At 41.8% G+C, this 24,143-nt stretch carries 18 protein-coding genes; 16 read left to right on the forward strand and 2 right to left on the reverse strand.

What is annotated here, in order from left to right; translation table 11 throughout:
- Positions 1–336: 336 nt before the first annotated feature.
- From FOC45_RS01385 to uvrB, 8 genes are read left to right on the forward strand one after another with little or no spacing between them, the layout of a single operon-like run.
- Positions 337–1,365 (forward strand): rod shape-determining protein, encoded by a 1,029-nt coding sequence (locus tag FOC45_RS01385; RefSeq protein WP_009392450.1) that lies wholly within the window; start codon positions 337–339, stop codon positions 1,363–1,365.
- Positions 1,365–2,201 carry a rod shape-determining protein MreC gene (gene mreC / locus FOC45_RS01390; RefSeq protein ID WP_009392452.1) on the forward strand — a complete coding sequence of 279 codons (837 nt, stop codon included), beginning with the start codon at positions 1,365–1,367 and terminating at the stop codon, positions 2,199–2,201. The genes FOC45_RS01385 and mreC overlap by 1 nt, the downstream gene beginning before the upstream one ends.
- Positions 2,198–2,704, forward strand: a complete 507-nt coding sequence (locus tag FOC45_RS01395) for a hypothetical protein (RefSeq protein ID WP_009392453.1) — start codon at positions 2,198–2,200, stop codon at positions 2,702–2,704. Before mreC ends, FOC45_RS01395 begins: the two co-directional genes overlap by 4 nt.
- Positions 2,701–4,563, forward strand: a complete 1,863-nt coding sequence (gene mrdA / locus FOC45_RS01400) for a penicillin-binding protein 2 (RefSeq protein ID WP_009392454.1) — start codon at positions 2,701–2,703, stop codon at positions 4,561–4,563. The genes FOC45_RS01395 and mrdA overlap by 4 nt, the downstream gene beginning before the upstream one ends.
- An 11-nt stretch (positions 4,564–4,574) precedes the next feature.
- Positions 4,575–5,129, forward strand: a complete 555-nt coding sequence (locus FOC45_RS01405; protein ID WP_009392455.1) for a Maf-like protein — start codon at positions 4,575–4,577, stop codon at positions 5,127–5,129.
- Positions 5,130–5,158: 29 nt separating this feature from the next.
- Complete coding sequence (locus FOC45_RS01410) at positions 5,159–6,382, forward strand: type IX secretion system plug protein domain-containing protein (RefSeq protein WP_009392456.1); 1,224 nt, start codon at positions 5,159–5,161, stop codon at positions 6,380–6,382.
- An 11-nt stretch (positions 6,383–6,393) separates the two neighbouring features.
- Entirely contained in the window at positions 6,394–7,671 is a 1,278-nt protein-coding gene (locus tag FOC45_RS01415) for a replication-associated recombination protein A (RefSeq protein WP_009392457.1), read from the forward strand.
- A 22-nt stretch (positions 7,672–7,693) separates the two neighbouring features.
- Entirely contained in the window at positions 7,694–9,694 is a 2,001-nt protein-coding gene (gene uvrB / locus FOC45_RS01420) for an excinuclease ABC subunit UvrB (protein ID WP_009392458.1), read from the forward strand.
- A 482-nt stretch (positions 9,695–10,176) separates the two neighbouring features.
- Here uvrB and FOC45_RS01425 read toward each other — a convergent pair whose 3' ends face one another.
- Positions 10,177–11,403 (reverse strand): hypothetical protein, encoded by a 1,227-nt coding sequence (locus FOC45_RS01425; RefSeq protein WP_009392460.1) that lies wholly within the window; start codon positions 11,401–11,403, stop codon positions 10,177–10,179.
- A 272-nt stretch (positions 11,404–11,675) separates the two neighbouring features.
- Between FOC45_RS01425 and FOC45_RS11930 the strand changes: the two genes are divergently transcribed.
- The 8 genes from FOC45_RS11930 to FOC45_RS01460 all read left to right on the forward strand — a co-directional run bounded on the left by FOC45_RS11930 (position 11,676) and on the right by FOC45_RS01460 (position 21,470).
- Positions 11,676–11,822: a hypothetical protein gene (locus FOC45_RS11930; protein WP_196774064.1), complete on the forward strand. Its 147-nt coding sequence runs from the start codon at positions 11,676–11,678 to the stop codon at positions 11,820–11,822.
- 284 nt (positions 11,823–12,106) lie between these two features.
- Positions 12,107–13,180: a DUF6884 domain-containing protein gene (locus FOC45_RS01430; protein ID WP_009392464.1), complete on the forward strand. Its 1,074-nt coding sequence runs from the start codon at positions 12,107–12,109 to the stop codon at positions 13,178–13,180.
- Positions 13,181–13,435: 255 nt separating this feature from the next.
- Positions 13,436–14,236, forward strand: a complete 801-nt coding sequence (locus tag FOC45_RS01435; RefSeq protein WP_009392465.1) for a hypothetical protein — start codon at positions 13,436–13,438, stop codon at positions 14,234–14,236.
- 4 nt (positions 14,237–14,240) lie between these two features.
- The gene (locus tag FOC45_RS01440; protein WP_034540502.1) at positions 14,241–15,473 is read left to right on the forward strand and encodes a leucine-rich repeat domain-containing protein; all 1,233 of its coding nucleotides are present in this window, start codon (positions 14,241–14,243) and stop codon (positions 15,471–15,473) included.
- A gap of 133 nt (positions 15,474–15,606) precedes the next feature.
- Complete coding sequence (lnt, locus tag FOC45_RS01445) at positions 15,607–17,211, forward strand: apolipoprotein N-acyltransferase (RefSeq protein ID WP_009392468.1); 1,605 nt, start codon at positions 15,607–15,609, stop codon at positions 17,209–17,211.
- A 16-nt stretch (positions 17,212–17,227) separates the two neighbouring features.
- Positions 17,228–18,610 carry an aromatic amino acid ammonia-lyase gene (locus FOC45_RS01450; RefSeq protein ID WP_009392470.1) on the forward strand — a complete coding sequence of 461 codons (1,383 nt, stop codon included), beginning with the start codon at positions 17,228–17,230 and terminating at the stop codon, positions 18,608–18,610.
- Positions 18,611–18,615: 5 nt separating this feature from the next.
- Positions 18,616–19,758 carry a lactonase family protein gene (locus FOC45_RS01455; protein ID WP_009392472.1) on the forward strand — a complete coding sequence of 381 codons (1,143 nt, stop codon included), beginning with the start codon at positions 18,616–18,618 and terminating at the stop codon, positions 19,756–19,758.
- Between the two features lie 44 nt (positions 19,759–19,802).
- Positions 19,803–21,470 (forward strand): formate--tetrahydrofolate ligase, encoded by a 1,668-nt coding sequence (locus FOC45_RS01460; RefSeq protein WP_009392473.1) that lies wholly within the window; start codon positions 19,803–19,805, stop codon positions 21,468–21,470.
- 70 nt (positions 21,471–21,540) lie between these two features.
- Here FOC45_RS01460 and FOC45_RS01465 read toward each other — a convergent pair whose 3' ends face one another.
- Positions 21,541–24,066 carry a BamA/TamA family outer membrane protein gene (locus FOC45_RS01465; protein WP_369700502.1) on the reverse strand — a complete coding sequence of 842 codons (2,526 nt, stop codon included), beginning with the start codon at positions 24,064–24,066 and terminating at the stop codon, positions 21,541–21,543.
- Positions 24,067–24,143: the final 77 nt, after the last annotated feature.

Below are 24,143 nucleotides of genomic sequence, written 5' to 3' on the forward strand. Positions count from 1 at the left end.
TCATTTAAAAATTAACGACGCAAAGGTAAGGATATTTTTTTGATTAGCAAAATATTTATAAATAAGTTATTTTTCGCTTATCTTTCGCTTATCTTTCGCTCATCCTTCGCTCATCCTAAAGGGTAGGTATATCCTTTGTAAGGGGTAAGTACAAAAGAAAAAAATTCTGAATTAGTAAATTTGCTAATTGACAAATTTGCTAATTGGCAAATTATTTTATATCTTTTTTGCTCATCTCAAAAAAAATTCGTAAAATTGCACCCGCTAAGAATAGTGTCCTAAAAACACTTAAACAACTGATTATCAAGATATATACATTAACAGAAAGAACATAATATGGGTTTTTTTGATTTCTTAACTGAAGAAATAGCCATTGACTTGGGTACTGCTAACACCCTAATTATCCATAATGATAGGGTAGTAGTGGATAGTCCTTCTATTGTAGCCTTAGATAGAAGCACTAAAAAAATTATAGCTGTGGGACAAGAAGCGCGCCTTATGCAGGGGAAAACACACCCTAGCATCAGCACTATTCGTCCGCTAAAAGACGGGGTTATCGCCGATTTCGACGCTTCTGAGCAAATGATTAGTATGCTCATCAAGAGTATTCCTGCGCTTAAAAAGCGTTTCTTTTCACCTTCACTCCGTATGGTGGTGTGTATTCCTTCAGGCATTACCGAGGTAGAAACACGTGCGGTACGCGAGTCGTGTGAGCGCGTAAACGGAAAAGATATTTACTTAGTACACGAACCTATGGCAGCCGCAATAGGTATTGGGCTTGATATTATGCAGCCTAAAGGTAATATGATTATAGATATAGGAGGGGGTACTACTGAAATTGCTGTTATTGCACTTGGCGGTATCGTTTGCGATAAGTCGGTGAAGATAGCAGGGGATATTTTCAACTCTGATATAGTGCATTATATGCGTACCCAACACAACCTATATGTGGGCGAAAGTACTGCCGAAAACATCAAAATAACAGTAGGGGCAGCCATCGAAGACCTCGATTCGCCACCTGAAGATATTATGGTGCAAGGTCGCGACCTGCTAACCGGCAAACCTAAGCAGGTACAGGTATCGTACCGCGAAATGGTGAAAGCCTTAGACAAGTCGATTTTGCGTATAGAAGACGCTATTATGGAAACGCTTTCGCAAACGCCTCCTGAGCTTGCTGCCGACATTTATAACACCGGTATCTATATGGCAGGCGGTGGAGCGATGCTACGCGGTTTAGACAAGCGTATTTCGCTTAAAACCGATTTGCCTGTATATGTTGCCGAAGACCCATTGCGCGCAGTAGTTCGCGGTACGGGTATCACCCTAAAGAATATTAATAAATTTAAGAGTATATTGCTTAAATAGTGAATCAAATCATACAGTTCTTTATTCGTTCGAGGGACTTCTTACTGTTTTTGCTACTCTTTGGGCTGTCTATTAGCTTAGTATTCAAAAGTAATTACTATTCGCAGAGTGCTTATCTGCATTCGGCTAATGCTATTAGTGGCAAACTGTACGGCTTTTCTAACTATTGGGCGCAGTATTTCAACCTCAGAAGCCAAAACGAGTTGCTTAGCGAGGAAAATCGCACCCTTCGCAAAGAGTTATTGCAGCTACAGCAGCAGGTTAGTAGCTTATCTCATACCGATTCGCTTACCTTTGCTCACGCTGATACCTTGCGCTTTAAGGTGCTTACTGCCAATGTGATAAAGAATAGCTTCAGATTGCACAAAAACTATTTAACGATAGACAAAGGTAGCAATGACGGAGTGAAGCAAGATATGGGGGTAGTCTCTCCACAAGGGATTGTGGGGATAGTAGAGAATACCTCAGGGCGATTTGCTACCGTGCAGAGTGTGCTAAACACTAAATCAGCCCTTAATGCGATGATAAAACGCACCCGCCATTTCGGTTCGCTACATTGGGATGCCCAATCATTGAATAAAGTGCAGCTATTGGAAGTGCCTAATATTGCGCCTATACAATACGGCGATACTATAGTAACTGGGGGAATGTCTAACATCTTCCCTAAAGGGATACCTATTGGCAAAATAGTACATTATCAGAAAAGTCAGCACGATAATACTTACATTATCGATGTACAGCTTTTTACCGATATGTCTAACCTCGACTACGTATATATCATAGAAGATACCGACCGTACTGCCGTAAAGGCAATTGAAAAACAAGACAGCAAATGAATCACCCTATAGTAAAAAATACATTTCTCTTTGTAGTATTGGTATTGTTGCAGGTGCTTATTTTTAACAATGTAGCTTATTGGGGGTATGTAAACCCGATGATTTACATCGTTTACCTATTGGCAGCTCCTTATAGAGAGAATAGGGTACCCTATCTGCTGACAGCTTTTTTGTTGGGGCTCTGTATAGACATGTTTTCTAATACAGGTGGCTTGCACGCTGCCAGTAGTGTGTTTATAGCTTATTGGCGCTCGCCTATCTTGCACCTTGTGTTTGGCAAGAATTTTGAGTACCAAGAGTTAGACCTTTTGGCCTATCCGTTTACCAAAGTGTTTAGTTATACCACTCTGATGGTGGTGTTACACCACATATTATTCTATTTTTTAGAGATTTTCAACTTTAATCACGTACTGATTACCCTTGTAAAAATCATTTGTGCCTCAGTATTCACCATCATTGTTTGTTTGCTATACATTTATCTGTTTAGTAAAAGTAAAAAATGAGAAAATTTCTGTTGCCATTCATCATATTATTTACAACCATTGTGATAATCTTGCGCCTGTTCTTCTTGCAAGTGGTTTATCACGATGAGAATACTTCTGGTATCGACAATATCGCTATCGAAACGGTATACGACTATCCTGAGCGCGGCTATATATACGACCGCAATGGCGAATTGCTGGTCTCTAATCAGCCTGCTTATGACGTGATGGTGATACCCAGTGAGGTAAAGAACTTAGATACCCTCGAACTTTGTAGCTTATTAGAACTTTCTAAAGCTGATTTCACCGAAAAACTACAGAAAGCCAAAGATTATTCGCGCAAAAAACCATCAGTAATAGTGCATCAGCTCTCTAACACCGACTATGCAGTGCTACAAGAGAAGATGCGCAAATTCGAGGGTTTTTATATACAAAAGCGAATGCTGCGCAGCTATCTGACCCATAACGCAGGTAATGTGTTGGGCTACATCAGCGAGGTAAACGAGTGGGAACTGAAGAAGAACCCTTACTATCTGGCGGGAGAGCTTATTGGACGCAGTGGAGTAGAGAAGCAGTACGAAGAGTTTTTGCGCGGCAAAAAAGGGGTACAATACTTCCAAAAAGACAAACACAATGCGGCGATAGAGCGTTATAAAAATGGAGCGCTCGACACCTTGCCTATTATGGGGCAACCGCTACAACTGACCATAGACATTGGGCTACAGGCTTATGGCGAACTGCTGATGCAGCACAAGCACGGCGGTATAGTAGCTATCGAGCCTAAGACGGGCGAGATACTCGCTTTGGTATCGGCGCCTTCTTTTGACCCCAGTCTGTTGGTAGGGCGCGACCGCTCTAAGAACTACACGGCGCTCTATAACGACTCCATAGGCAAGCCTTTATACGACCGCACGCTATTGGCGCAGTACCCCCCAGGGTCGCCTTTTAAGGTGGTCAATGCTCTTATAGGGCTGCAAGAGGGGGTAATAACCCCTCAGAGCGTTTTCAGTTGCGGTGGGGGCTATCGCTATGGGGGGCATATAATGCGTTGCCACTGCGGGCGCGGTTCGAACGACCTGCTATACGGTATTGCCCTATCGTGCAACGCCTATTTTGCCAATACTTATAAGCGGGCTATCGATATGAAAACTTCTTCGGAAGTGGGAATGGAAAAATGGACTGCCCACGTGAAGAGTTTTGGGCTCGGTAACTTCTTAGGTTCTGATTTGCCTACAGGTACCCCTGGGAAGGTGCCCGACATCAACCTCTACAACAAACAATACGGCAAAGGGCGGTGGAATGGCACTTCTAACATTTCTAACGCTATTGGGCAGGGCGAGATACTCACCACCCCTATACAGCTTGCCAATGTAATGGCAGCCATAGCTAATAAGGGCTATTACTACACTCCTCACATTGTGAAGAAGATAGACAATAAGGTAACTCCTTTTAAGGAATATACGGTGCCCAAACATACTACCATCGACCCTAAACATTTCGACCCTATCATCAGAGGAATGAATATGGCGTACTTAGCTGGTACCGCACGACGTACCCAGATAGATGGCATAAATATTGCGGCTAAAACAGGGACGGCGGAGAACTTTATCAGGGTAAATGGCAAGCGTATGCAGCTAACCGACCACTCTATATTTGTAGCTTTGGCGCCTGTAGAAGACCCTAAGATAGCCATAGCGGTTTTTGTTGAAAATGGTTATTACGGAGCGCGTGTAGCAGGACCTATTGCCTCGCTAATGATAGAGAAATACCTAAAAGGAGAGGTATATCGCTGCGATTTTGAGCGACAAATGCTCGAAAAGAGTCTCGAACACGAATACCTAAAGCCTTATCTGGGGCAGAAGTTTTATATCAACCAGTAAAAAGAGTAATAATGAAAAAAATAATCTTAGCCTCAGGCTCACCGCGGCGTCAGCAATTCCTAAGAGAATTAGATATACCCTATGAGGTAGTGCTCAAACCGGTAGAAGAGACCTATCCCGCTCATTTGCAGCGCGAGCAAATCACTGATTATTTGGCAGAGCTAAAGGCCACGCCTTTTGAAGGCGAAATACCTCCTAACTGTGTGCTGCTGACCTCAGATACCCTTGTGTGGCATGAGGGCAAAGCTCTTGGCAAACCCAAAGATGCTGCCGATGCCTTTGCGATGTTGCGTTCGCTCTCAGGTAAGACCCACGAGGTGATTACCTCGGTGTGTTTTACTACCAATGACGCTCAGGGTACGCATCACTGCGTTACAAAAGTAACTTTTAGAGAGCTTACCGATAAGGAGATAACGCACTATATTGAAAAATATAAGCCTTTTGACAAAGCAGGCGCTTACGGCATACAAGAATGGATTGGACATATAGGGGTAACCTCTATTGAGGGCTCTTATAACAACGTAATGGGACTGCCTACGCACCTGATTTGCCAATTTGTCAATTAGCAAATTCATAAATTAGTAAATAGAAAAATATGAAAAAGCTCCTTTTAATATTTTTATTTCCTTGGGCGATGCTCTCACAGGAGGTGTTAGTGGAGAAAACGCCCCCTGATTATATAAAAACGATTATCTTTAAAGCCGATGGCAATGATAAGAACCAATTTCCTATTGTGCGCCGCAATGAGTCGTTTAGCCTACAGTTTGACGACCTCGGAGGGAATGAGGAGACTTACTACTATAAAATTACCCATTGCAATGCCGATTGGTCGGTTTCTTCTCTGATGAAAAGCGAATACCTAAAAGGGATTGACAATCAGCCGATACAGCCTGAGAGCAACTCTTATGGCACTCTACAGAGCTATTCGCACTACCGACTTACTTTCCCTAATGAACTTACCCAACTGACCCTCAGTGGCAACTACATACTCTCTATAACCGACAGCTATGGCACTGAACTCTTTTCGCGTCGGTTTGTGGTCTATACTCCTCAGGTAAACGTGCCGGCTGAGGTAAAGCGCGCTCGTGACCTAAAATACTACGATACGCAGCAGATGGTACAGTTCACCATCAATCAGAAAGATTTCAGACTCGATAATCCGCAAGTAGCCGTAAAGGTGGCTGTGCTGCAAAATTACCGTTGGGATACCGCTATCACGGGGCTTAAACCGCAATATATCATCGGCAATGAGCTGGTATATCGCTACGACCGTGAGACGGCTTTCTGGGCAGGTAATGAGTATTTCTACTTCGACAGCAAAGATATACGCGTAGCAGCTTCAGGTATTGCGCGTTTTACTCGCGATCGCCTTGTAGGCAGTTATCTTTTTACTAATGTCAGTCGCGCTAATAGTGTCTATACTTATTACCCCGACATCAATGGCGACTTCCTTATCACTACTGTCAATGGGGCTAACCCTGCCAACGAAGCTGACTATACCCAAGTGCATTTTGCCTTAGAAGGCAAATCGACTTTTTGGGGCAAAGAGGTGTATGTATATGGCAAGTTTAGCAACTATGAGCTTCGAGACGAATACAAACTTACCTATGATGAAAAAGACGGTCTTTTCAAAGGGGAAGTACTGCTCAAACAGGGTTTTTACAACTATAAGTTCGCTACCAAAGAGGGGCGCACTATAGACTTCAATGAGATAGGGGGTAACTTCTATCAAACCGAAAATACGTATATCATATTAGTATATTATCGCGCTCCTGGTGCTCTCTATGATGAAGTAGTAGGGGTGGGAGCTACTAAATAATTGTTAATCAGATGACGCCACTTGCAGAACGTATGCGTCCCACTACGCTTGAAGACTATGTGGGACAAGAACATTTGGTAGGCACGCAGGGTGCTTTGAGCCAACAGATAGCGCGTGGCTTCTTGCCCTCGCTTATCTTCTGGGGGCCTCCTGGTACTGGCAAAACGACTTTGGCAAACATCATTGCTCATCAGAGTAATCGCGCTTTCTATACCCTCAGTGCTATTAGTTCGGGCATTAAAGAGGTGCGCGAGGTCATTGAGCAAAGCAAACAAAGCGGGGGACTCTTCACCACTCAAAACCCTATTGTTTTTATAGACGAAATTCACCGTTTCAATAAAACGCAACAAGACTCACTACTACAGGCGGTAGAAAAAGGCTGGATAACCCTTATTGGGGCTACTACCGAAAACCCCAGTTTTGAGGTGATTCCTGCGCTGCTATCGCGTTGCCAAGTGTACATACTCAATGCTTTTGAGCGCAAGGATTTAGAGCAATTACTACAAAACGCTATCGCTAAAGATAGCGTGCTAAAGACTAAAGATATACAGCTAAAAGAAACTGAAGCGCTGCTAAAACTATCGGGTGGTGACGGGCGCAAGTTGCTCAATACTTTTGAGCTTATTGTGAATGCTACCCCCGAAGGACAGTCCGTAGTAATAACTAACGATAGTGTGCTACACCTCGTGCAGAAGAACACGGTGCTATACGACAAAACGGGCGAGCAGCATTATGATATTATTTCGGCGTTTATCAAGTCGATACGAGGTAGCGACCCTAATGGGGCGGTCTATTGGTTAGCGCGAATGATAGAAGGGGGCGAAGATGTGAAGTTCATCGCGCGCCGTATGCTCATTTTGGCTTCTGAAGATATAGGTAATGCCAATCCTACGGCTATGATTTTGGCTAACAATACCTTTCAGGCAGTTACCACCATCGGCTATCCTGAAGCCCGCATTATACTGAGTCAGTGTGCTATTTATTTGGCGTCATCGGCTAAGAGCAACGCTTCGTACAAGGCTATCAACAAGGCACAACAGGTGGTAAAACAAACAGGCGACCTATCAGTGCCTATACACCTACGCAATGCCCCTACTAAGCTGATGAAAGAGCTGGGGTATGGCAAAGACTATCAATACGCCCACGACTACGAGGGCAATTTCGCTTTTCAGGATTACCTACCTGACGAATTGCAAGGAGAGACTTTCTACGAGCCCTCTGATAACCCTCGCGAAAATGCCCTAAGAGAGTATCTGAAAAAACATTGGGGCAACCGATATGGCTATTAAATTTAATACCTAACGACTAAAAATGAAATTCTCTATAGTTTCCGATTTTGCCCCTATGGGCGACCAGCCCCAAGCGATACAACAGCTTGTAGAGGGTATTGAAAAAGACGATAAATACCAAGTGCTATTGGGCGTTACAGGCTCGGGCAAGACTTTTACTATCGCTAATGTGGTAGAGAAGATACAACGCCCTACCCTTGTATTAGCTCATAATAAAACTCTTGCTGCCCAACTTTACTCCGAATTTAAGGCTTTTTTCCCCAATAATGCGGTGGAATACTTCGTGTCGTACTACGATTACTACCAGCCCGAAGCCTATATTCCTACCACAGGTACTTATATCGAAAAAGACCTCTCTATCAATGATGAAATAGAAAAGCTGCGCCTCAGTACTACCTCTGCCTTACTATCGGGCAGGCGTGATGTGCTGGTGGTCGCCTCAGTGTCGTGTTTGTATGGTATCGGTAACCCTGTGGAATTTCAGAAGAACGTTATCACTATCAAGCGGGGCGATATATTGCCACGCACTAAGCTGATGCACCGCCTTGTGCAGAGCCTCTATGCCCGTACTACGGCTGACTTTAGGCACGGTAATTTCCGTATCAAAGGTGATGTGTTAGACGTTTTCCCAGGGTATGACGATAACGCCTTCCGCATTCACTTCTTTGGTGATGAAATTGAAGAAATAGAACAATTCGACCCCACTACCAATCATATATTAGACCACTACGAGAGCCTCAATATCTACCCTGCTAATATGTTCGTTACCTCGCCGGATATACTTCAGAAGGCGATATGGAACATTCAGCAAGACCTGATGAAACAAGTAGAGTTTTTTGAAGCATCGGGTAAAGCTTTGGAAGCGAAACGGCTGAAAGAGCGCACAGAGTTTGACCTCGAGATGATACGCGAATTGGGCTATTGCTCTGGTATTGAGAACTACTCGCGCTACTTAGACGGTCGCGAAGCAGGTACGCGTCCGTTCTGTCTTATCGACTATTTCCCTGATGATTTCTTGATGGTAATAGACGAAAGCCACGTTACGATGCCCCAAGTACACGCTATGTATGGGGGCGATCGCAGTAGGAAGGAAAACTTGGTAGAATACGGCTTTAGGTTGCCGGCAGCTATGGATAACCGTCCGCTGAAGTTTGAAGAGTTTGAAGCCCTCCAAAACCAAGTGATATACGTGAGTGCCACCCCTGCTGACTACGAGCTACAGAAAGCGCAAGGGGTGTATGTAGAGCAGGTGATACGCCCTACAGGGCTGCTCGACCCCGAGATAGAAGTCCGCCCAAGCCAAAATCAGATAGATGACCTTGTGGAAGAAATACAAGTACGCGTAGAGAAAGACGAGCGCATACTCGTAACGACCCTTACCAAGCGTATGGCTGAGGAACTCACCAAATACCTTACTCGTATAGGGGTGCGTTGCCGTTATATACACAGCGATGTCGATACTTTGGAGCGGGTAGAGATTATGCAAGACCTCCGCAAAGGGCTTTTTGATGTACTCATAGGAGTAAACCTCCTCCGCGAGGGCTTGGACTTGCCCGAAGTGTCGCTTGTGGCTATTCTCGATGCCGATAAAGAGGGTTTTTTACGCTCTACGCGTTCGCTTACCCAAACGGTAGGACGGGCGGCGCGCAACGTAAATGGCAAGGCTATAATGTATGCCGACAAGATAACCGACAGTATGCAGCGCACCATTGACGACACTAACTATCGCCGTGAAAAGCAAATGAACTACAACAAAGCACACGGCATTACCCCACAACCGCTACAAAAGAAGATAGAGAACAGCCTTAGCAAGAGTCCGATTACCGAGTTTCATTATGACCCTTCGTTTGCTCACAGGCAAGCGGCAGAAGCTCAGGCAGTATATATGACAGCCAAAGAGATAGAGAAGAAAATTAAGGAGACCCGCAAACTTATGGAGGCCGCCGCTAAAGACCTCGATTTTCTGAAAGCTGCCCAATACCGCGATGAAATTGCCCGACTAAATGAATTGCTGAAGCAATAGAAAGCGCTTCGTAGGAGGTAGCCCTTGAGTAATAAAACCTCCCCCTTGCCCCCTCCAAAGGGGGAATAGGTACTTACGACTTTTAGTGTTTAGTTATAAGGTTTAAGGTATCACAAACCTTATATAAACTTGCGTTAATAGATAAAAAAGCACCGCTTAGATAGCTAAGCGGTGCTTTTTTTGTTAAAGTTTTCTAATCTTTTAGAGAAACTTCTTATCTTTGCAACGTTATTGAAAGTCAATAATGCCTATGCAAAGAGGGCAAGTTCTTTGAAATTATTTTAAGAGATGAACTTAGTAATCCAAATTAAGTTTAAATCCTTTGAAATGCTTATTAGCTTTTCACTAAAGAAAATGCTAAGAAAGTTATTTTAGGGGTTAGGCAGGGGGTTGCAGCCCTCTGCCTACATCTCTTAAAAAGATTTTACAAGTGCAAAGATACTACTTTTTCTGAAATAAACAACTGTCTATTGTAATTTCATCTAACTGAATCTTTCAATTAGGCTTTCTACTATTCCATAATTTAGCTTCTTCCCTAAACTATAAAGATGTTCTTTGATAGCTCTTCGCTCGGAAAACTTCTGCTTCTCAGTCCGTTTTAGCGCTATAAGCCATTGCTGTATTTCTTCATAATGTTGCGTCTTCCAATGCGGTTGTCGTTTCGATTCTAAAAGCGGAATTCTCTCATCGAAAAGGTGCATCATCTCTACAGTCTGTGCGGCAAAATTAGTGTCGCGTTCATATACAAAGTTCTTCGACTGATGCTCTACTGGGTCTTCCGTTGAGAAAAGTTTCTCGCTATAAGTACTGTAAATCTCTATTGCAAAATCTATTTTTCCCATCCATATAAGGGCATTGCAGAGCTTAGATACTAATATGTCGGGCGTCTGGAAATACTCGCCAAAAACGTATAACGGCTCAGTATGTGAGTTGCGGATTAGGGCGGCTTCGGCTACCCTAGTAGCCTCTTGCTCATTGCCTTGCAGATATGCTTGTGCTACCTTAGCAATAGTATAGCGCGTTTCGGGATAATGAAAGAAACTGTCGGGGTAGTCTCGATATATCGAATCTATGTGTTTATCGGCGTTTTTGACGTATTTTTCTACTTCAGTAAGCACTTGCTTTCTTCCTCCGTTTGCGGCGCAAAACGCCCCATATGCAAGGAAAGAGTTCTGACAAACGCGTAAGTGCTTTAAAGGCTCCGTAGCTAAGTAGGCTTCGATAAGCTGGACATAGCTGCGCTGTGCCATTTGGTCGTAGTAAGGGAACCACGGGTAGAGCGATTGGGTGATAACGGGGTAGGCTTTATAACGCTCTAAAAAAGTATAGGCATAAGGTAGGTCTTTGATGATAAGCTCGGCATACGCCTCGTGGGTGTCGCGCAGCTTGGGGTCGAAGAAAGTAGCCCCAGAGTAAGCAACGGTATCGTAGAAAGCGTTGATAAGCTCGTGAACATTCACCTTAGGGGTATCGGGTTGGACACAAAAACTCTCCCAGTCAGCAAAACCTATGTACTGACAAATTAGGTTGAGGCTTGCGGCGCTCAGCTGTTTGTCCTTATCGATTTTGCCATAAAAGCGGCGTAGTGTTTGGGTAGAAAGGTGTATTTTTTCGGCTAATAGTTCAAAATCGAACATAGAGGTAACGGTGCGCCCAAAAGTGCGATTTACTTCTGTTTGTAGTCGTATAATATGCTCTTGGTAATTCATTTTGATAGGATATTTTTCTGATTTTTATATGATGATTAGATGTTCATCTTTTGCTTATCCTTCGCTCAACCTTCGCTCATCCTATAGTGTTCTTATATCTAATGTAAAGGGAAGGGGTAAAAGAAAAAATTTCTGGGCAGCAAAAATATAATAAAAACTTTATTTGTACAAATTTGGACAAAACTTTTACACTTCAATTGGAAAATATTGGACTTTTATATTTTTTGGGGAGGGTGTAGATTTGCGGCTGAAAATTAATAAGGGGGGGACAAGTGGGACAGGTGAGACGAGTGAGACAGGTGAGACGAGTGGGACAGGTGAGACTAGTGGGACTAGTGGGACAAGTAGGACGAGTAGGACAAGTGAGACGAGTGAGACGAGTGGGACAGGTGGGACGGGGAGAGAATTTTGAATTATGAATTTTGAATTGGGCACAAGCTGCAAGCTTGCGCCAGCGGGGGAAATTTAAGTTTGTAAAGGATTACATTTTTTATTTTTGCAGGCAGGTATAGATTTGTACTGAAATTTTTTAGTTTAAAGTATATAAAAGTAAAACGTTTATTATGCTGAAAAACTGAGAGTTATACGATATGTTATATTTAGAATAAAAATAAATTTACTAAAAAATAGTAACTAAAGAGTGTTTTTGTATGATATATAGTAAAAACAATAAATTGGTTGAATATTTAAAACATAGCAAAAAATGAAAACAATTGTACTTATTTCGTGTGTTTCTCAGAAAGAAAATACAGCGGTAGTAGCAGAAGGGATGTATAAAAGCCCTTTATTTAGAAAAAGTTTGGCATATGCTAAAAAATTAGTAACTGATGATGCTATCTATATACTTTCGGCTAAGCATCATTTATTGCCTCTTGATAAAGTGATAGATCCTTACAATGAAACGCTTAATAGAATGCGTAAGGAAGATAGAACAGCTTGGGGAGCAAAGGTTATAGAGCAATTAAGAGAGGTTGCTGATCTTCAGGAAGATAAATTTATTATCTTGGCAGGTGAAAAATATATAGAACCTATTAAGGATTGTTTGACAAATATTGAACTTCCTTTAAAAGGGATGAGGATAGGTCAACGACTACAATATTTAACATTTGAAAATCATAATTTAAATAGTATGCAGAAATCATTAACATTGAGATTACACGAGTTATTTAACTCGCTTGAACGTTTTAGTTATCCTTTTGAAGCGGAAAAACAACAAATTCCAGCTAATGGCATTTATGTAATGTTTGAGGAAGGAGAAACTTTTGAAGGTTTAGATCGTATAGTGAGAGTAGGAACTCACAATGGTGACAACAACCTATTCAAACGCTTAGAAGAACATTATGTAAACGAAAACAAAAACCGTAGCATTTTTCTCCAAAGAGTGGGTGATGCTTTACTAAATAAGGAAAATAATCCTTATTTTGAAGTTTGGAATGTAAATGCCACTGCAAAAGAAGCGCAGGAAAGAGTGGCAGGGAAAGTAGATTCTGTACTTGAAGCACAAATAACTGAGGAAGCTGTAGCTCACATTAGAGAAAAAATAACTTTTGTGGTTTTTGCAGTAGAAGAGGAAAAAGATCGTAAAAAATGGGAGAAAAAACTCATTGGAACTCTTTCTAATGCAGCCAAAGCAGGTGAAATAAAAGTATCTGACGGGTGGTTAGGTAATTTTTCTACTGAACCAAAGGTTAAGGAAAGTGGTCTTTGGCAAACACAGGGATTATATAGTGAAAGCCTTACAGAAGAAGAGTTTGCAGCACTTCAAAAAATAGTGTAATACATTTATTACAAAGAACATAAAAGGGAGAGGATAAAAGCACTTTTTCCTCTCCCTAATCTTAGCAAACAAACAATTGTAAAAGTACTATATCTTTTAAAATTAAAAGTAATAGACCTATAAAAAGTATTCTGAGTTTCCATTTTTTGTTGAAAAGATATCAAATAGAAGAATGGTATACTGGAACAGCTTTATAGTGAGAGTTGAATAGAAATAGTAATTAGAAAAATTTGTTAAACGTAAAAAATAATAAAAATGGCATCATTAATTGCAAATATAAAAGGTGCAAAAAATGTACCAGTAATCGAAAGACTTAAGAATGAATCCCCAGATTTTAATTGTGTAAGTGGAGGTTATACTCAAGTTTTTAATGGTGTAGAGGAGGAGATGAAAAAAAGTTTAAGTAACTTTATAATGGATATTTGCGACTTACTGAAAAAAAGTATAGAGATTGCAGACCAATATAACGAACCTGATATTTTTGAAACTAGTCCTTATACATTTACTCCTCCACAAACTCTCATAGAGTACTATGTAGCAAAGTATCTACGTGGCCGGTTAGATAAAGAACGATGGAATCTTCTTTTTAAGAAACCAATAAATGGGGTTGTTCACGATATTAGATTGGTTGAAAAGGAGCTTCCTCAAACGGGTGAAAAAACTCCTAAAAGGAAACAAAAACTTAGAACCATTATTATTGATCTATTTGCAGAACTATGGTTATTTCCGCTATCTAATTCTGATTTTATTCAGAATAGAAAAGCAGAATTTCCTGCAATCACTCTTGATGAACTTGTGGCAAAAATTAAGGCAAAAATGGAAGCATCGGGAGTTACCCCTGAAAATTATTTTGTTGCTTTAATCGTTTTGCCTGCAACTAATGGTGGGGAAGGGATTGATTTAGATGAGCTTGCTAAAAGATTAGGGATTCCAAGAAAAAAACTCTTTATATGTAGTAAGGTAATTGATATTGTAAAGCTATTTGAAGAACTTATTGAAATGATCTGGTCATTAAAAGTTCTTTTTGAATCAGAAGAAGAAAATATTAAACATTAGAAAAATGAAGAATTTTATTTATATCGCGATGGCGATAGCAGCTCCTATAGCATTAGTGAACTGCACCAAAGAAAAAACAATTGTAGAAGTACAAAAAGGTAATACTATCCTTTCGGGTACTGAAACTCCTACCGCTACTTTGGGTAGTGTAGGTGATTATTACTTGAGACTTCCTGTCTATGATTTTTATGGGCCTAAGACCGCTGAGGGCTGGGGCACTCCTGTAAGCCTAAAAGGTGCGCCCGCAGGACAGTCGGGCTCTAAAATTCATTCTGGCAGTGGCGCTCCGGATGCTGACAAAGGTAATGAAGGCGATTGGTATATAGATACCGTAAACAAACGTCTTTACGGTCCTAAAACCGCTACTAGTTGGCCTACTACTTATATAGGATTAGGAGCTGATGACGAAGATGATGAAGAGCCAGACCAACCTATTACTGCTGCAGACTATGAGCTAAGTCCTGATGGTAAAACGTTGATAAAGTGGAAAAATAATAAGACTAAAAACTTAAATATGCAGGCTGACCCAGTGCTGAAAAATGTAACCGCTATTGGCAACTATGCTTTTGAGGATAAGAAAAAGTTGATAACTGTTGTTTTGCCCGACAACTTGCTAACTATCGGTGATAGAGCTTTTGCTAATGATTTCTTCACTGTAGAGTCTACTATGTATGAAATAAGAATTAATATTCCTAATAAAGTAACTCATATTGGCAAAGAAGCCTTTAAGTATAGAGGGTTAAGTTCTATTATAATACCTAACAATGTAGTAAGTATAGGTGAAGGAGCTTTTTCATTCAATAATTCGAATTCTGTAGTTATTTCTAATAGTATTACTGTTATTCCTAAGAATGCTTTTCAAGCAAATGTATTTACTACAGTTACCATACCTAATTCGGTGGTTACTATAGAAGACGAGGCTTTTTTTGTTGGCAAATTAACATCTATTAGTATTCCTAATAGTGTACAAGTAATTGGCAAAAATGCTTTCGGCAACAATCAATTAGCAACCCTTACTATACCTGCTACTGTTAAAGAAGTAAAAGAAAATGCTTTTCAGAATAATCGTCTTACTACTATTACTTTTGAAGGGACTACCCCTCCGCTAAAAAGTAATAAGGATAATAACACTATTTTTGCAGAAAATAGGATTCAGCATATCTATGTGCCTGCAAGTAGTGTGGCTGCTTACAAAGCATTGCTCCCTACTTATCAGAGTTATATAACTGCTAAATAACCTATAGCAACCTTAAAACCAAAGCACCGCTTACACAATGTTAAGCGGTGCTTTGGTTATTAAAAACTTACTGAAAAACAAATTTGCGCATTAACTAATAATTGCTTACTTTTGGCACGTATTTTTAAATCGTATGAAAAAGAATATTTTATTAGCCTTATTGTCTGGGGGCTTGCTTGCTGGGGCGTGGGTTACTTATGGCTTTACTGCTCTGATATTCATTGCTTTAGTGCCTTTGTTGTTGATGGAATCTCGCGTTAGAACACGCTATCAGCACACCAAGCGGAAGGTCTTTGCCCTTAGCTATTTGGCTTTTTTGGTGTGGAATATACCCACTACTTGGTGGATATGGTATTCCACCCAAATAGGGGCTGTCTTTGCTATCTTGGCTAATACCTTGCTGATGACCATTACCTTTTTGTTGTATCACCTTGTGGCTAAAAGGCTTTCAACAAAAGTATCGCTTGTTTTTTTGGTCTGCATTTGGCTCTCTTTTGAGAAGTTTCACCTGTGGTGGGACGTCTCTTGGCCTTGGCTTAACTTAGGAAATGTCTTTTCTGAACAAATAACGTGGATACAATGGTACGAATATACAGGTGCTTTTGGGGGTACGCTATGGGTTTGGTTGGTGAATATAGCGCTTTTTATAGGGGTAAAAGACTATTTATCGGATAAAAACCGTCCGCTACTTGCTAAAAGGGTAGGGGGGGCGATGCTACTATTTGCTGTACCTGTGCTTATTTCGTATTTTCAATACCAAAACTACTCCGAAGAGGGCAAAAAGACTATCAAAGCTATTGCTTTGCAGCCTAATATCGACCCTTATCAAGAGAAATATGACTTTAGTAATGCTAAAGTAGCGCAATTATTAGTACAATTGGCTGAGGTGAAGATGGATAAAGAAGTGAATTTTATCGTTACTCCAGAGACTGTATTTGCTGATAATGTGAAGCTACACGAACTGCCTTATACCCAAGAGGTGGCTATATTGCGCACTTTGGTAGATCGTTATCCTCAGCTCAATTGGGTAGGGGGTACTGCTATGATTGAGTTCATTACTGATAAGGCGCATACTACCTCGCAAAGCAACTACTTACCCCAATATAATATATGGTACAACGACTATAATACGGCTTTTCTGCTTAATAGTCGCCCTGAAGTGCCTTTGTATCACAAGAGTAAATTGGTGGTAGCGGTAGAGAATTTTCCTTATCAGCAAGTGCTAAAGCCTATATTAGGCGAGACGCTTATCAATTTGGGTGGTACTGTGGCGCTTAAGACTACTCAGCCAGAGCGTACTGCTTTTGCAGGGGTAGGGACTGAGGGTAAGGCGGCTCCTATTATTTGCTATGAGACGATTTACGGCGAGTTCGTAACCGATTATATCAAGAAAGGCGCTAACTTTTTGGCTATTCTCACCAACGATGCGTGGTGGCGCAATACACAGGGGCATAAACAGCTGCTCAGCTATACCCGTTTGCGTGCTATTGAGACGCGTCGCAGTGTAGTGCGCAGTGCCAATACGGGTATTTCGGCGTTTATCAATGGACGTGGCGAGGTACTGCAAACTCTACCTTATGGTGTGCAGGGCAGTCTGAAAGGTACTATTGCCCTTAATGAAGAAGTTACTTTTTACGTGCGTATGGGTGATTACATTGCGCGCATTGCGTATTTCTTGGCATTTTTTATTTTTTTAAGTGCTGTAGTAAAGCGCAGAGGGTTACTATCAAAAAACTAAAGAAGCTATTATAGAGATGGTACATTATATTTCTAATGAAGTACTCCTTTTGGAGCAGTTAGATACAATTATCAATACTGATGTGAAGCTCAAACTCTCTGAAGAGGCGGTGCTAAACATCGAAAAGTGTCATACTTTCTTTACTGAAAAGGTGAAAGATACCTCATTGAGCGAGGCAACAGAGCAGCACTATACCCAACTGAGGCATTATGCCTGTGGAATAGGCGAACGCCTGCCTTGTAAGTTAGTGAGGATAATGCTGTTTCTCAAAATACAATCTTTTTCGTACGGATTCAGTGGGGTACGTCTCGCTTTAGTACAGCGTCTTATTGACTTTTTCAACAATGGGGTATACCCTGTGGTTTATTCTAAGGATATTCCTGATGAGCGCATCGCATTAGCGCATCTCTCGCTACCTCTTATAGGCGAAGGCGAGGTATGTATCCAAAACAAAATCTATTCAGCTCAGGAGTTGGCTTCTAAATATGGCTGGGAGCCCTTACCTCTTAGTCAGCGTGAGGTAGATGCGTTGCTCAACGGCACGCAACTTACCACAGCCTATAGTGCGCATAACCTTATTGAGTCGCTTAAGCTTATAGAGTGGGCGGACTTTGTAGCTTCAGTTTCTACTCAAGTGTTTGGGGGTAACCTATCGGCTTTCTCAGAACTGATGCAGGTAGTACGCCCTCACAAAGGGTTAGTAGAGACGGCACAACACCTGCGCACGCTGCTAAAAGACAGTACATTAGTAGATAGTCCTGAAGATTTTCAGAGTATGCCAGAAGCTTTCTGCTCTATTCCTCAGATACACGGAGCCGTACGCGAGGCTATTGCTGCTATTCGCAAGGTAGTAAAAACCGAAATAAATTCCGTAACCGATAACCCTATTCTCTTTCCTGAACAAGGCGAAATTATCTTTGGGGGCAACTCGCATACGCTACCTCTTTCCTTAAGTATGGACTTTCTCAGTATCACGCTCACCAGCTTAGGCAACATCTCTGAACGCCGTGTGTTTTACTTGCTTTCTAATGTTGGGAAAGATATAGAGACAGAGATTGATTACCCTATATTTCAGCGTATTATAGAGGGAATACTCAATGAAAACCGCCGTCTTTCTACTCCTTCTAGTATAGAAAGTCCTATACTCTTTGAAAAAACGATAGATATAAAGGGGATGGGCGGTAGTTCGGCTATAAAATGCTCTCAAATAGTCAAAAATGTAATGCAAATCATTGCTATTGAACTTATTTTAGCTACTTCACTTTGGAAAAAGAAACCTCTTCGTTATCATTCTTCTATATTTAAAGATTATCTTGATTTTATAGCAGAAGAGGAAGCAACTACCCTCAAAAAACAAATAGAACACACAATACAATTTTTTAATAGCACACAAAATTAGAAATTATGAAGAAATTGCAAATACTTTTGGTTTTGTTAGGAGCAATCGTTAGTCTTCACTCTTTTGCGCAAGGCGGAAAAGTTAATAACTTAACGATGTATGTAGGTACTTATACCGAAGGAGGTAACTCTAAAGGTATTTATACTTATAATTTTAATCAGGAGAATGGTACTTTTGAGTTGCTGAACACTGCAACAGCAGCCAATCCTTCCTTTGTAACCTTATCGCCTGAAGGGAAACGGCTATATGCAGTAAGCGAGTATAACGACGGGCGACAAGGGGCGTATTCGTTTGATTTAAGTGAAAACAAAGCAAAGCTAAGCAATCCTGTATTTCGACCTACGGCTTCTAAAGATGCCTTGCCACGAGCAGGTGCCGACCCTTGTCATATTGTAAGTGATGGTAACTATGTCATCACAGCTAACTACACTGGGGGCGATACCAGTGTTTTCTCATTAGATACAGAAGGGAGATTACAAGCAGAGGTGCAACACATAGCTTTTGCAGGGCGCACTCCTGAGCGCGTAGCTCATATTCACTGCATTATTCCCACCCCTGATAAAAAGTATATATTAGCAACCGATTTGGGCAACGACCGCGTGTATCGTTTTCGTTACAACAAGAAAGCTAGCAAAAAGGCTGAGGTACTCACCGCTCAACAAGTAGCTTATCAGGTGAGCGATGGGCAAGGGCCTCGTCATCTTACTTTTAGTAAAGACGGTCATTTTGCTTACCTTATTAACGAATTAGGGGGCGAATGTGTGGTGCTCAGCTATCGCAAGGGTAAACTGAAAGAGGTACAGCGCTTAATAGCTGATGAAGGTGGCGGGTGTGGCAGTGCCGATATACATATCAGCCCCGATGGGCGTTTCTTATATACCTCACACCGCCTGAAGAAAGACGGTATAGCAATCTTTGCTATCAATCCTAAGAAAGGTACTTTAACCAAAGTAGGCTACCAACTCACAGGCGTCCACCCTCGTAATTTTGCGATAACTCCCAATGGTAAATACCTTTTGGTTGCTTGTCGCGACAACAACAAGATTCAGGTTTTTCAACGCAATGAAACAACAGGAGAACTTACTGAAACCTCACAAGAAATTGAGGTAGATAAACCTACTTGTATTCTGTTTGCAAAATCCAACTAAAATCACTACTTTTGTCGCACAAAATTATTAATTCTCAATTGTTTATGACTGACTTAGAAATTGCCCAAAAGGCACAGATGCTCCCTATTAGAGAGGTAGCCAAGAAACTAAATATTAGTGAGGACAACCTCGATCCTTATGGCAAGTATAAGGCGAAGCTACCCCTGCATCTTATCAATCCTGAGAAGATGAAAAACAGCAAGTTAGTACTCGTTACTGCTATTACTCCTACCCCTGCAGGCGAGGGCAAAACTACTGTCAGCATTGGGCTTACTGAGGGGCTCAATAAGATAGGCAAAAAAGCTATAGCCGTACTGCGCGAACCTTCTTTAGGGCCTGTATTTGGTATCAAAGGCGGAGCGGCAGGCGGGGGCTATTCGCAAGTAGTGCCTATGGAAGATATCAATCTACATTTCACTGGCGACTTTTCGGCTATTGAGAAGGCTAATAATCTTCTTTCTGCTGTTATTGACAATAATATACAAAGCAAAACACACAGCATCGGTATCGACCCGCGTACGGTAGTTTGGAAGCGCGTAATGGATATGAACGACCGCGCTCTTCGCCATATAGTGGTAGGCTTAGGGGGCAGCACTCATGGTACACCTCGCGAAGACGGTTTTAATATCACTCCAGCTTCCGAGATTATGGCCATATTATGCCTTTCAGAGAGCTTTTCTGACCTCAAAAGGCGTATAGGCAATATCTATGTAGGCAAGAAGTTCGATGGCACTCCTGTTTTCGCTCGAGACCTTAACGTAGTAGGCGCTATGGCACTCTTGCTCAAAGAAGCTATCAAACCTAACCTTGTACAAACGCTTGAGAATAATCCCGCTATCCTTCACGGCGGTCCCTTTGCTAGCATAGCGCAGGGTACAAACACGGTATTAGCTACCAAAATGGGACTTTCATTAGGCGATTATGTAGTTACCGAAGCGGGCTTTGGGGCAGACCTTGGCGCGGAAAAATTCCTTAATATCAAATGTGTATCAGCAGGCTTAGCCCCTGATGCAGTAGTAGTAGTAGCTACTATCCGCGCGTTGCGTCATCACGGGGGCGCTAAAAAAGAGGAATACAACACTCCCGACTTGCAAAAAGTGAAACTTGGTATTGCTAATTTAGAAAAGCACATCGAAAATGTGCAACACTTCGGACTTAAAGCAGTAGTAGCCATTAACTATTTCCCACACGATAGCGAGGAGGAGATTGCTTATGTAAAAGAAGTATGTGCCAAAAAAGGAGTAGAAGCAGTGGTTAGCAAAGGTTTTAGTGAAGGAGGCAAAGGCACTGAAGAACTCGCTCGTGCCGTAGTAGCTATAGCCGAGAGTGGCGAAAGCCATTTCGCGCCATTGTACTCTCACCAGGCAAGTATAGAGGATAAGATAACTACCGTAGCTACTAAGATATATGGTGCAAACAAGGTCAATTACAGCAGCAAAGCACTTAGCCAGCTTAAGCAGATAAACAAGTTAGGCTTTGATAAATTACCGGTTTGTATCGTCAAGACGCCCAAATCACTCAGTGATGACGAGAAAAAGCTCGCACGTCCTACTGATTTCGAGGTAACGGTACGCGAGTTTGAGTTCGCTTCAGGAGCAGGCTTTGTAATCCCTATTTTGGGTGATACCGTTCGTATGCCGGGCTTACCTAGCGTACCCGCTGCCGAAGGTATGGATATAGATGATGAGGGCATCATCTCCGGACTCTCTTAACACATAAACTACAAACAAAAAAAGAGGCTGTACAAAACTTCTGTACAGCCTCTTTTTTTGTCTTTCGTCTTTAGAACGGATAGTTTATCCCAAAGTTAAACACCACATCTTTCATTTTAAACTTCTTAATCCATCGGTCTCCAACCTCGTAAGCAGGGTCGTAAGTCGGCACGCCCATATCAAGACGAATTACAAAAAAGTTAAAATCATAGCGTAGCCCAAAGCCCGTACTTACCCCCACATCTTTTAGCGAAGAGAAATTTACGAATTTATTATCAGCTATAGGCGTATTATCAGCTACATTCCAGATATTCCCCACATCCGTAAAAAGAGCCCCTTTAAAAGCCCCTAACATCTGAAAACGATACTCCAAATTCAGCGTCAGCTTCATATTCGCCTCGTTATAATCAAATACCGACTGACTTGCGCCTGGCCCTAAACGATAGGCTTTAAAACCCCTATTGTCGGTAGTTCCTCCTGCAAAGTAACTCTGCGAAAAAGGTATATTATCAGAGTTGCCATAAGGTACCGCTATACCAAAAAACGAACGAAAAGCCAGCGAATTCTGCTTTCCTATCGGGAAATGCTTAATAAAATCCAGCTCTCCTTTAGCAAACTGAGCGTATTCAACCCCAAAAATCTTATTTTTGTTATTATCCGTCTTCACTACGTTATAAGTAGAAGCCAAAGTATTGAGCAAACCGCCTGCTGCTTCTACTTTTATACGGAATTGCGAGAAGTCACGCTCAAAAAACTGTGATTTACTGTTGAAAATATACGTATAACTGCTCGAAACGATAAAGTCGTTGTTCGTAATCCGGTTGTACCGCTCTAAAATACCTAATAGCGGTACCACATCTTCTGCTTGTACGGGTATAGTTCGGTTGAAAATATCTCCTAAAAACCTAAAAGTACCCTCTCTTGGGGTCAGATTACCTCTACTATCCACATAAGCCGTTCCTAAATGATACTTTCTCGATATATCGTTCAGCCGTTCGTACGTACTTTGGTAGATACTAAAGAAGTTCCGCGGATTGATATTATTAACGTACTGCACGTTGATAAGGTCAAAAATCACCTTATTTTTCTGCTCACGTGGGTTCCATACATAGCGCAATAACCCCGACGTGGTACGCTTGTCAATGCCTATATTCGTCTGATAACTCATACCCGCCTGCAATATTGTCTGAGGAGTCATATAGTACGGAATCAGCTTGCGTGTATTCAGCGGAAAGAGAATAGTAGGGAAGATAAACCTCACATCGCCACTTATCTCAGAGGTGTTAAAAAAATGCGAGTCGTTCAGCGAAGGCTGCGAAGCAAAAGTACCCTGTAGGTTCAGTTCTAACGTCTCAGCCCCTCTAAATACATTGCGCGCCGAGAAAGCAGTACCTACGCCAAAACCTATTGCCTCAATCTCCGAACGCTTTATCTCATTGGTCAGCCTAAGCGAAAACTTATCTAACGGACTTAAATAGATATTCGCGTCTAACTTGTTCATTAGCGTATCTTTAGCCGGATATTTAAACTCCATATTCGGGTAGCGAAATACGCGCAGATTGTTTAGCTGCTTATAAGTATTCCCCCTATCAGTATCGCTGTATAGCTGTCCTTGGCGCAAGCCCGAAGCACGCCAAAGCACCCGCGGACGGTAGTGCAGCTTATCCTTGTAGTAGATAATTAGGTCGCGGTAAGTTATCGAATCAAGCGCCGATTTATCCGTCTGACTGTCATAATCAGTATACATACGTATCTTATTGATATGATGCACTTTATATTTCTTAGTAGTCACCACATCACCATCGCGCTCTATCAGGTCGCCTATATTAGTGCTCACCTGTAGGTTGCGGTCTTTCTGCTTATGCACCGTGTCGCGCACTATCTCAAAATTGATAGAACTCTGCTGAAAAGTATAAAAACCCTTGTTGCGGAAAAGCGTATAGAGGCGCGTACGCTCCCCAGCAAAGTCCGCCAACTGATACGGAGCTCCCTGTTTTAGCAGCGTCTTATCAAGGTGCAATCGGTACACCGAATCTATCTCTGGCGATGTGATAGCCGTCTTCAGACTGTCTATATAATAGCGGTCGCCCGTTTGTATGTAGTAATCTACAATAGCCGTGCGCTTTTCAGTCTTCGTCAGCTTGCGGATACTATCGCCCACCTTAGCGTTAAAGTAGCCAATACTCCTGTAGTAAGCCGCCAGCTGCTTAGTCGACCGCCGCACTTGTGCCGTATCAAGTATCACAGGGGCTTCCCCAATCTTCTGTAGCTGGTGGTCAATACCCGACACCAAAAAAGATTCTTGCAACCTCCCCACCTGCTTTTTAGAGAGGAAGCCATTCAAAAATCGATGCCAACGAGGGTGATTATCAAGCCATTGTACAAATTCCTCTTCAGAATGAGGGTTCGCCCAGTTGTAAATATACAAACTCACCGGCAACCCTAAAATATACGAATTAGGCTTTTGAAAGATAAAATTGTTTACCTTTGCATCATCAGTAAGGGCATCATTCACATAAACCTTGTTTTCGCGCAGCAAATAATCATCGGCAGCCACCCGTTTAGTAGCCTCACAAGCCGACAAATAGCAGAGCAAAACACATAGCCCACTGATAAACGAATATCGAAAAAACGCCTTTTTCACAAATAATTGTTTTTAGGGCTCAAAATTAC

Origin of the sequence: Capnocytophaga sp. FDAARGOS_737 (assembly GCF_009730375.1) — a bacterium.
Lineage (GTDB): Bacteria > Bacteroidota > Bacteroidia > Flavobacteriales > Flavobacteriaceae > Capnocytophaga > Capnocytophaga leadbetteri.

Bases quoted from the DNA above. Each gene is read 5' to 3' on its own strand.
- FOC45_RS01440 (WP_034540502.1), top strand. From the start codon at position 14,241: ATGAAGAATTTTATTTATATCGCGATGGCGATAGCAGCTCCTATAGCA.
- mrdA (WP_009392454.1), top strand. From the start codon at position 2,701: ATGAGAAAATTTCTGTTGCCATTCATCATATTATTTACAACCATTGTG.
- FOC45_RS01455 (WP_009392472.1), top strand. From the start codon at position 18,616: ATGAAGAAATTGCAAATACTTTTGGTTTTGTTAGGAGCAATCGTTAGT.
- FOC45_RS01385 (WP_009392450.1), top strand. From the start codon at position 337: ATGGGTTTTTTTGATTTCTTAACTGAAGAAATAGCCATTGACTTGGGT.
- FOC45_RS01425 (WP_009392460.1), bottom strand. From the start codon at position 11,403: ATGAATTACCAAGAGCATATTATACGACTACAAACAGAAGTAAATCGC.
- FOC45_RS01415 (WP_009392457.1), top strand. From the start codon at position 6,394: ATGACGCCACTTGCAGAACGTATGCGTCCCACTACGCTTGAAGACTAT.
- FOC45_RS01450 (WP_009392470.1), top strand. From the start codon at position 17,228: ATGGTACATTATATTTCTAATGAAGTACTCCTTTTGGAGCAGTTAGAT.
- lnt (WP_009392468.1), top strand. From the start codon at position 15,607: ATGAAAAAGAATATTTTATTAGCCTTATTGTCTGGGGGCTTGCTTGCT.
- FOC45_RS01435 (WP_009392465.1), top strand. From the start codon at position 13,436: ATGGCATCATTAATTGCAAATATAAAAGGTGCAAAAAATGTACCAGTA.
- FOC45_RS01410 (WP_009392456.1), top strand. From the start codon at position 5,159: ATGAAAAAGCTCCTTTTAATATTTTTATTTCCTTGGGCGATGCTCTCA.
- FOC45_RS01395 (WP_009392453.1), top strand. From the start codon at position 2,198: ATGAATCACCCTATAGTAAAAAATACATTTCTCTTTGTAGTATTGGTA.
- FOC45_RS01460 (WP_009392473.1), top strand. From the start codon at position 19,803: ATGACTGACTTAGAAATTGCCCAAAAGGCACAGATGCTCCCTATTAGA.
- FOC45_RS01430 (WP_009392464.1), top strand. From the start codon at position 12,107: ATGAAAACAATTGTACTTATTTCGTGTGTTTCTCAGAAAGAAAATACA.
- uvrB (WP_009392458.1), top strand. From the start codon at position 7,694: ATGAAATTCTCTATAGTTTCCGATTTTGCCCCTATGGGCGACCAGCCC.
- FOC45_RS01405 (WP_009392455.1), top strand. From the start codon at position 4,575: ATGAAAAAAATAATCTTAGCCTCAGGCTCACCGCGGCGTCAGCAATTC.